Origin of the sequence: Paenibacillus validus NBRC 15382, from assembly GCF_004000985.1 — a bacterium.
GTDB classification, from domain to species: Bacteria; Bacillota; Bacilli; order Paenibacillales; family NBRC-103111; genus Paenibacillus_G; species Paenibacillus_G validus.
Window position 1 is genome coordinate 26,613 of record NZ_BIMH01000048.1, and the last position, 8,187, is coordinate 34,799.

Below are 8,187 nucleotides of genomic sequence, written 5' to 3' on the forward strand. Positions count from 1 at the left end.
TCCCCTAAGTTACCCGGAAAAGAAGACGCTCATACGAACGAATCGCGCAACCGCTGCGATCCGGGTTTAGGCTGCGTCCTCCCATGAGGACGGTTCGTGCGATACGCATAACGTGCCCGCCTCGCAGCTTCCTGCGAACCAGGTCATCGCGTCTCTTCTTCCTCGTCTCCGAACAGCTTCGTTCTCGGTTCGCTGTAAGGCTCGTAATGATACGCCCGATCCAGCTTGACGACGCGCCGGGTGCGCTTTCGAATCATGACGGTCGAATCGTCCCAGGCTACGACGAAGCCTCTCACATCGTTGGCTGGGTCGGCATCTCTAACGATCCTCAGCAACGTTCCTTCGATGCGGTAGCGGTCCAACTGCTCATCGGAAATCAAAGCAACCCCTCCTTCCGTATCTGCATAGTCCGTATAATTGAATGGTTCGAAACATAATAAATATACACCAATCGGGGGATACAATAAAAGTAAGAATCGATTGCCCTTGTAAAAAGAAAGAACCTGTCTGCGCTCCAAGAAGCGGCATACAGGTTCTATATTAGCGAATGTCCTACTTTAGCCGACATGCTCCCGAGAATCGTTCGTTTCGAACCAATAATCAAGCACTTTACTCGACATCACACGCTTGTTAATATAATCGACTTGCTGCTCGGTGAATTGCTCTTCCCAAGCCATATTGAGCTCCTTGCAAAGCTTAACGACCGTCAACAGTTCAGACCAAGCTACGTAACGTTTGTACCAAAAAAATTGAGGATGCTCTATCATATAGGGATACAGATCATCAAAATCCGTATGTTTACAATCAAGGGCACGTTCGAAATGCACCTTCGCCTCATTCAATTTGGTCTCGAAAAAATCATTCGGAATTTCTTTCCCCATGCAAGTAGCACCTCCCCAAGTAGTCAGTCAGATACAACTGCCATTCGCGTTACTCATGGTCGCTTACCCTCATTATAAAGGAAAAACTACCGGGATGGAAGGCTTTTAGTTCGAAACAGGCGATGCAAATGTTGTTATTCGAACTCGATCTTCCCGTCTGCGAGCGAGGAAATGCGGACGAGCGAATCGACCCGGACGCCGGATTCGCGAATCGTCCGGCCCCCCGCCTGGAACGATTTCTCAACCGCGATACCGACGCCGACAAGCGTCGCGCCCGACCGGCGAATGATGCGAATGAGTCCGCGCGCCGCATCGCCGTTAGCGATGAAGTCGTCGATCAGCAGCACACGGTCGTTCTCGTTCAAAAATTCTTTGGAAACCATAATGTCCGTGACAAAGCCTTTCGTAAAAGAAGGCACCCGTTCGCAGTACGTTTCCGTATCGGTGTTCAACGTCTTCTTGCGGCGTGCGAAGACCAAGGGCACGTTCAGCTCCTGCGCAGCCGCGAAGGCGATCGGAATACCCGAGGACTCGATCGTCAGTACTTTCGATACTTGCTCTTCCCGGAACAATCGGGCGAACTCCTTGCCCATCGCCGTTGTCAGCACCGGATCCACCGCATGATTCAAGATCGCGTCCAGCTTAATGACTTCATCGGAGAGGACGATGCCGACCTCCCGAATTTTTTGCTTCAATAACTCCATGCGCTCCACGTCCTTCGAATATACAATCTTTTTTCGTAAACTTATCATAACGGCAAAGCAGGTTTCAAGTGCCACTTGATGAGCAAATGAAAATTTCTTGCAACTTTCTGCTTCTTAATTCGTCTAAATGAGTAATAAGAGGAAGAAATAACGTTCCTTAGCACGAGAATATCCATATGAAAATGATAATTGTTCGTTTTCAAAATTTTTAGCGTTTATTTGAACGAATTTCGTCTTTGTTAACGGAGGCGCGAAAGAGTATGATTAGTAAGGTTATCAACCGATACGTTACACGGAAAGGGAGTTCATGATGAAACGAAAGAAAGCCTTCATCGGGTTCTTGTCCGTTGTTATATGTTTGGCTGCCTTGGCAGCCGGATGTCAGTCCAAACCGGTCGCGGTCGAATCCCAGAAGCAGCCGTCCGTGCAGGAACAGCCGCCGGTTTCCCCTGCGCCCGCGCCGGAAGCCGAGTCAGGCACACCGGATAACGCCGTCCCCGCCCCGGCAACGCCGCTGCCATCCAATGAGAAAGTATCTTTGGCCAGCGCGGAAGACAAGACGGAACAACCTTCGGCAAACCCCGGCAGCGGGAATAACGGCGCCGCCGGCACGAAGCCGAAAATTGAAATTGAACGCCCCTATACGCAAGCGAAACCGACGCTGCTCGGTTTGACGCTCAAAACGAACGCTTCGGCCATTGTGAACAAATTCGGCAAGCCGAAAAACGAATTCGTGATGGATGAAGACTCGGACCCGATGACGGTGTACGATTACGGCGATTTCCTGATCGGCTTTAACGCCAAGCAGGAATTGCATTTCATCGACGTCCGCAGCAGCGATGTTGATCCAGGCTTGAACGGGCTGAAGCTTGGCGATCCGGCGGCCGACATCGGCAAAGCGCTCGGCAAACCGACGGCCAGCTCCAACTATGTCATGACGTATAAAGCGAGCGGCGCGACCTTGAAGCTCGATATCGATCCGAAGACGCAAAAGATCAATTCTATCAAACTGTTTGCCGAATAAAGCAGCGGCAAGGCCCAAAAAAGCCTTCGAGACCGGGATTACCGGGTCGAAGGCTTTTTCATTTAGCTTTGGAGCTGACCGGCGAACGCTTGCGGTATCTCCGGTAAACGAAATAACCGGAGAGCGCGATGACGACAACAACAGCCGCCGTAACCCCCATATAATGGTGCGTCGCATGCAGCAACCGGGGCGCGTTCCTTCCAATCACATGCCCCAGCGTAAGAAACGATGTGCACCAGACGAGCGCTCCGGAACCGGCGAACAGCAAATACCGCCAAATGTTCACGTTGCTGACCCCGGATAAATAACAAGTGAAATGCCGAATGCCCGGTATGTAATAACCGAAGGCGACCGCCCACAGCCCATACCTGGAAAACCAACGCTCGGCGACCGCCAATCGTTCCGGCGTAAGCTTCACCCATTTGCCGTAGCGGTACAGAAACGGCTTGCCGACTTTCTTGCCGAGCGCATAACTGACAAGCATGCCCGTCATGGCTCCGCCGAAGCTTACGATAAGCGACGGTCCGAACGATAGCAGCGGGTCACTGCCAATTGTAAGCGTCCCCACAGTCGTCATGAGGATTTCGTCCGGAACCGGAATTCCAACAATCCCCAACGCCAATAACCCGTACAGAGCGATATACCCGTATTGTTCAATTAATTGCAGCAGATGCTCCAAGATGACACGCTCCAGCGTCGAATTTCGGCGGCGATCCTTTTTCAAAGGAGTCAAGCCATTAAATATTGTATCAGAAACTTGTCCAATTCCCAATAGACAATTCAGTCATCAGGACCCATCTGTTTTCATAAGTTATAGTAAACAAGCCTTACCTAAGGAGGTTATGCGTACCCTATGAAAAAATGGGGAAGCATCTTGCAGGTCAGCTTCACCTATATCGGCACCGTCGTCGGTGCCGGATTCGCCTCCGGCCAAGAAATCTTACAGTTTTTCACCCGATACGGTTGGATGGCAACGATCACGATCGGGATTGCCACCCTGCTGTTCACATGGCTCGGCATCAAGCTGATGCTGATGGCCGGCGCGATGAACGCCAAATCGTACGAAGATTTGAATCGTGTGCTCTTCGGCAAACGGATCGGCAACGCCGTCAGCTTGTTGACGATGGTGTCGTTATTGGGAGTCAGTACGGTCATGCTGGCCGGCGCGGGCTCCGTATTCTCGGAGCAGCTCGACCTGCCTTATCAGTTCGGACTCATCTTCACGCTGACCGCCGCCTACGTGCTGCTGGTCCGGGGAATGGACGCCATTATGGCGGTCAATTCCGTTGTCGTGCCCCTGATGGCCGTATTCAGCATCCTGGTCGTATGGAATGCCCTGGATACCCCCGGTGCCGCCAACTGGCTGCGGCTCGAATCGGATTATTCGACGCTGCGCATCTGGATGGCGCCGTTTCTGTACGCGGCCTTTAACTTGACCATGTCTCAGGCGGTGCTCGTTCCGCTCGGGGTGAAAGTAAAGGATCGTCAGGCGCTCATTTGGGGCGGCGTGCTCGGAGGCGTGACGATCGGGTTCATGCTGATGGCGGCGCATTTCGCATTGTCTTCGCAAATGCCGGGCATTCTGCAGTTCGACATTCCGATGGGACAACTTATTCAACGTGTAGGAGGACTCCTTCAGTGGCTGTTTTTGTTCGTCATTTACGGAGAAATATTCACGACCTTATTAGCCGATGTATACGGCCTTTGTCTGCAGATCGAGCAGCGCTTCCGCTGGTCCTACCAAATTGTGCTGCCCGGCGTGCTTGTCTTCAGCTATGCCATTAGCCAAATCGGCTTCAAAACGCTGATCTCGTCGCTTTATCCGTTATTTGGCATGCTCAGCATGGTTTGGCTCGTGCTGATGATGATCCGCCCCAGCGAGCCGCTGCGCCCCCCGAGCTAGCGCCAGGACGAGCGCCAGCCGAAGCAGCATCATCAAGGCGGCGGCGAACGTAAAGACGAAGCCGCACAGCAAATAGCCGTAATGATACGGCGGGTATGATGCCGAATCGCGCAGCACGGCAACCAAATCCGTGAATAGAAACAAGCTGCCGATCAGGAACAGCGCAAGCAGCACATAATCGAAAAACGTCCATTGCAGCAGCTGCGGCGCCGCCTGTCTGAACAGCGAAGCAGCGGTACGAGGCTTCGCGTCTCCAACCGCCTCCGGGGATAGCGCCCCTTCGGCTTGAACAGCAGCCTCGGGCTGAGGGTCAAGGCCGGCCCCCGACTTGTCGGCCGGCTTGCTGTAAATCATCCAAATGAAAAGAAACGCCGAACCGGTCGCGGCAAGCCCTAGCACGCCGCCGATTACGGCAAGTAACGTCATCATGCGTTCCACCCCCTATGCGGATCATTTATGAATATCGGGCAAGCTCATAAACCGCCCATACAAATAAAGCAAACAAAGCGGCCGGCAGCGCGAACAAACCGCCAAGCAGCAGCCCGCTGCCGCCCGGTACACGGGCTTTGCGCCATAAGACGGCCTGGTTCCAGCGCTGAAGGGGGGGACCGGGGACGAGCGGCGCGTCCGACGTTCCGCATTCCGGCGAATGCTTGATTTTTCCGCGCTTCCAGCCGACCTGATAGGTCATTTCACGCGGGGTTCGGTTCTCCGTCTCCATATGAGGAAGCACCTCCGGTTCATTTGTGCTATTGTAATAGTAGTCGATATGTTGGGAAAAATGCAATGGTATGCGAACTGGAGGGAATGATCATGTCGAAAAAAGCCGCAATAACCGGGGGTGCGCAAGGTATCGGGAAAGCGATCTCGCTGGCGTTCGCAGACAAGGGTTATGAAGTGTGCATCGCCGATGTCGACCCGGAGGCCGGCGCGGAAGCGATTCAGGAGCTGCGCGAGCGAGGACATGAAGGCTACTTCATGCAGGTCGACGTGGGTAAAGAAAGCGATGTCGAGCGATGGTTTTCATGGATAGAGTCGGAGCTGGGCCATATCGACGTACTGATCAACAATGCGGGCATTGCACGGAACGCGCCTATGCTGGAGCTGCCGCTCGCCTCGTTCGACGAGGTGCTCGGCGTTAATTTGCGCGGCGCTTTCGCCTGCTCGCAGCTTGCCGCAAAGCTGATGAAACGCCAGGGCTCGGGCGCGATCATCCATATGGCTTCGACGCGCGGCTTGATGTCCGAGCCGAACACCGAGGCTTACGCCGCTTCCAAGGGCGGCTTGCTCGCGCTCACTCACGCGATGGCGGTCAGCTTGGGCCCTTACGGCATTCGCGTCAACGCGATCAGCCCCGGCTGGATCGAAACGGCCGACTGGCAGAAGACGTCCGAGCGCCGTACGCCGGTTCATTCCGAGCGGGACCGCTTGCAGCACCCGGTCGGGCGTGTCGGCAAGCCCGAGGACGTCGCCGCTGCATGCTTGTATTTGGCGGGCGACAGCGCAGGCTTCATTACCGGGCAAAACCTCGTGATCGACGGCGGCATGACCGTAAAGATGATCTACGAGGAAGAGTAGGGACTCAAGGTTCCCGAGCAGAGACAATTTCGGAGGAGATTGGAGCATCATGTGGTTTGTACTAGCGGCGGCTGCGGCCGCCTGCTTCGGTTTAAGAGGCATTTTATATCAATGGACGTCCAAGCGTCCGCTCGACCGCAACCTGATGTTGTTCGGAGTGTATTTATCGGGCACATGGATTACGCTCGCAGCGGCGCTTGCGCTGCGGGCGCCCTGGACCCCGGCCGTAGGGCTGGGAGCGTTAATGGGGCTGTTCTCGTTCATCTCGAACGCGGCCATGTATAAAGGGTTTGCCGTCGGCAAAATGTCGCTCATGGCCATGTTTACCGGCCTTCCGCCGGTTGTCGTCGCGCTGTTGGCGTTCGCCGTCTGGGGAGAACGCCTGAGTGTATGGCAGCTCCTGGCCTTTGTCGTTATTATGTCGGGCCTCCTGATGGTCCGTTACTCGAATGACCTGTCGCTGCGCAACCTGCAGGGCGCGCAATGGGGTGTGCTGACGATGCTCTTCTTCGGCTTGACGGATTTTTTCACCAAGCAGGCGACGCTGCTGGGCGCTGCGACCTTCCCGACCCTGGTCGTCATGTATGCCACCGGCGGCATTCTGTTCTGCTTCATCTGGCTGCGGCAGCGGGGCCAAGCGTTACAGGCAGCGGATATGGTCCGGCAGGCGCGGAACGAGACAGCGGCAGCAAGCGCTGGCGCGAGCGGACGCGGAGCGGCGGATGCGCACGGGAATGCGTCTACGGACGCGAAGGACGGCGGCGAGCCGGTCAACCGGACCGATGGGTCCGCCGCTTCAAGCGGATCCGGCCCGGCTGCGGCCAAGCCGTGGACTTGGCGCCGGACGCTGCTCTGGGGCATGACTGTCGGCATCACGAACGCCAGCGGCATGATGCTCGCCATGCCTGCCTTCAAGCTCGGGACGACCGGGCTCGTGTCGGCCGTGATGGCCGCCAATGTCGTGCTGGTCATGCTGTACGCGCGCTTTGTGCTGAAGGAAAAATTCACCCGGCTCGAATCGGCCGGTTTGATGATCGGGTTAACGGGGATTGTGCTCCTTAAACTTCTTTCCTAGCTTCAAACCGAACTCATTCAGAGCTTCAAACCGAATCCATTCAGAAGCTTCTAACCGAGCCAACGAACCGTAGCGGAACTTTGATCTTCCTTGCTGCCTCCCCGTCACGGACGGCTAGCCGCAATCGTTCATCATCGTTCCGCTATTTCTATAGGATCGCCTTACAGCTTGCGTTATCGGTTTAGTCGGACGACCGAATCGGCCGTAAAGCGCGCGGTATAAGCGTCAACCACATGCCGATGGCACGTGAACAGCAGAAGCTGCCCCCGTTCCGAGACGCGCTGCAGCAGGTCCAAGCTTCGCGCGAGCCGGTCGTCGTCGAAATTGACGAACAAATCGTCCATAACGAGCGGCATGCGTACGCCATTCGCCGCATATTCGTCGGCGAGCGCGAAGCGAATGCACACGTACATTTGCTCGGCCGTCCCCCGGCTGAGGCGCGACGTCTCGACGAGCTGTCCGTCCTGCCGCTGGGCTATGACACGCTGCTCACCGATCGGAGCAAGCATGCGTTCAAACCGGCCTTCGGTTATAAAAGCAAAATCCTGCGAAGCCCTTTGCATCACGAAGGGCTGTTTGTCGTGCTCGAACAAACGTTTCGTCTGCACGATCAATTGGCTGCACAGCGCATGGACCGCCCAGCGCTTGGTCAGCTGCGCCAGTTCGGCGCGGCGCTCCTCCGCAAGCTGAAGCAGGTCCGCATGCGCGCGGCCGTCGGCCAGCCGCTCCTGCTCGAAGCGTGCGCGGCTCCGCGCTTCGCGCGTTTCCTCCAGGCGACGGCGGAGGTCGCCGATCGCTTCCCCGAGCGCGGCCGCCTCCGCCTCGAGCTCGTGCTCGCTGCGGTTCCGCAGCGGCTCCAGCGCCGGCTCCCACGCCTCGCCGAGCAGCGTGCGCAGCGCGGTCGCCTCCTGCCGCCGCTCGCCCAGCAGCTCACGGCGGCGCAGCGCCTGACGCACCAGCCGGCGCAGCGCTTCGCCGCTATCGGCGCCGGCGGCGCGGTACAGCTCGCGGCGGCGCTCCCT

General features: G+C 56.4%; 11 protein-coding genes. 4 read left to right on the forward strand and 7 right to left on the reverse strand.

Annotated features, from left to right (window positions below; genetic code table 11):
• Window positions 1-143: 143 nt before the first annotated feature.
• The 3 genes from PVA01S_RS22105 to PVA01S_RS22115 all read right to left on the reverse strand — a co-directional run bounded on the left by PVA01S_RS22105 (window position 144) and on the right by PVA01S_RS22115 (window position 1,585).
• Window positions 144-380, reverse strand: a complete 237-nt coding sequence (locus PVA01S_RS22105) for a hypothetical protein (protein WP_054798495.1) — start codon at window positions 378-380, stop codon at window positions 144-146.
• 177 nt (window positions 381-557) lie between these two features.
• Entirely contained in the window at window positions 558-881 is a 324-nt protein-coding gene (locus tag PVA01S_RS22110) for a hypothetical protein (RefSeq protein ID WP_127609598.1), read from the reverse strand.
• Window positions 882-1,015: 134 nt separating this feature from the next.
• Complete coding sequence (locus PVA01S_RS22115) at window positions 1,016-1,585, reverse strand: xanthine phosphoribosyltransferase (protein WP_127609600.1); 570 nt, start codon at window positions 1,583-1,585, stop codon at window positions 1,016-1,018.
• Window positions 1,586-1,895: 310 nt separating this feature from the next.
• Between PVA01S_RS22115 and PVA01S_RS22120 the strand changes: the two genes are divergently transcribed.
• Window positions 1,896-2,609 carry a DUF4309 domain-containing protein gene (locus tag PVA01S_RS22120; RefSeq protein WP_127609602.1) on the forward strand — a complete coding sequence of 238 codons (714 nt, stop codon included), beginning with the start codon at window positions 1,896-1,898 and terminating at the stop codon, window positions 2,607-2,609.
• A gap of 58 nt (window positions 2,610-2,667) precedes the next feature.
• Here PVA01S_RS22120 and PVA01S_RS22125 read toward each other — a convergent pair whose 3' ends face one another.
• On the reverse strand, window positions 2,668-3,288 hold the full coding sequence (locus tag PVA01S_RS22125) for a DedA family protein (protein WP_054798493.1): 621 nt from the start codon (window positions 3,286-3,288) through the stop codon (window positions 2,668-2,670).
• 174 nt (window positions 3,289-3,462) lie between these two features.
• Between PVA01S_RS22125 and PVA01S_RS22130 the strand changes: the two genes are divergently transcribed.
• Window positions 3,463-4,512: a YkvI family membrane protein gene (locus PVA01S_RS22130; RefSeq protein ID WP_127609604.1), complete on the forward strand. Its 1,050-nt coding sequence runs from the start codon at window positions 3,463-3,465 to the stop codon at window positions 4,510-4,512.
• Here PVA01S_RS22130 and PVA01S_RS22135 read toward each other — a convergent pair.
• Window positions 4,435-4,941 (reverse strand): hypothetical protein, encoded by a 507-nt coding sequence (locus PVA01S_RS22135; protein WP_127609606.1) that lies wholly within the window; start codon window positions 4,939-4,941, stop codon window positions 4,435-4,437. The two genes, PVA01S_RS22130 and PVA01S_RS22135, sit on opposite strands and share 78 nt — an antisense overlap.
• 25 nt (window positions 4,942-4,966) lie before the next feature.
• The gene (locus PVA01S_RS22140) at window positions 4,967-5,233 is read right to left on the reverse strand and encodes a hypothetical protein (protein ID WP_054798490.1); all 267 of its coding nucleotides are present in this window, start codon (window positions 5,231-5,233) and stop codon (window positions 4,967-4,969) included.
• Window positions 5,234-5,325: 92 nt separating this feature from the next.
• Between PVA01S_RS22140 and PVA01S_RS22145 the strand changes: the two genes are divergently transcribed.
• Both PVA01S_RS22145 and PVA01S_RS22150 read left to right on the forward strand, forming a co-directional pair.
• Entirely contained in the window at window positions 5,326-6,090 is a 765-nt protein-coding gene (locus tag PVA01S_RS22145; RefSeq protein ID WP_127609608.1) for an SDR family NAD(P)-dependent oxidoreductase, read from the forward strand.
• Between the two features lie 49 nt (window positions 6,091-6,139).
• Window positions 6,140-7,165, forward strand: coding sequence for an EamA family transporter (locus tag PVA01S_RS22150; protein WP_127609610.1), 1,026 nt, complete (start codon window positions 6,140-6,142; stop codon window positions 7,163-7,165).
• 173 nt (window positions 7,166-7,338) lie between these two features.
• On the opposite strand, the gene PVA01S_RS26805 is transcribed toward PVA01S_RS22150, so the two are convergent.
• Window positions 7,339-8,187, reverse strand: an 849-nt coding sequence (locus PVA01S_RS26805) for an ATP-binding protein (protein ID WP_425262464.1), incomplete at its 5' end; no start/stop codon positions are given.

Coding starts and splice junctions, on each gene's coding strand:
- PVA01S_RS22110 (WP_127609598.1), bottom strand. CDS start 881: ATGGGGAAAGAAATTCCGAATGATTTTTTCGAGACCAAATTGAATGAG.
- PVA01S_RS22115 (WP_127609600.1), bottom strand. CDS start 1,585: ATGGAGTTATTGAAGCAAAAAATTCGGGAGGTCGGCATCGTCCTCTCC.
- PVA01S_RS22120 (WP_127609602.1), top strand. CDS start 1,896: ATGAAACGAAAGAAAGCCTTCATCGGGTTCTTGTCCGTTGTTATATGT.
- PVA01S_RS22130 (WP_127609604.1), top strand. CDS start 3,463: ATGAAAAAATGGGGAAGCATCTTGCAGGTCAGCTTCACCTATATCGGC.
- PVA01S_RS22135 (WP_127609606.1), bottom strand. CDS start 4,941: ATGATGACGTTACTTGCCGTAATCGGCGGCGTGCTAGGGCTTGCCGCG.
- PVA01S_RS22140 (WP_054798490.1), bottom strand. CDS start 5,233: ATGGAGACGGAGAACCGAACCCCGCGTGAAATGACCTATCAGGTCGGC.
- PVA01S_RS22145 (WP_127609608.1), top strand. CDS start 5,326: ATGTCGAAAAAAGCCGCAATAACCGGGGGTGCGCAAGGTATCGGGAAA.
- PVA01S_RS22150 (WP_127609610.1), top strand. CDS start 6,140: ATGTGGTTTGTACTAGCGGCGGCTGCGGCCGCCTGCTTCGGTTTAAGA.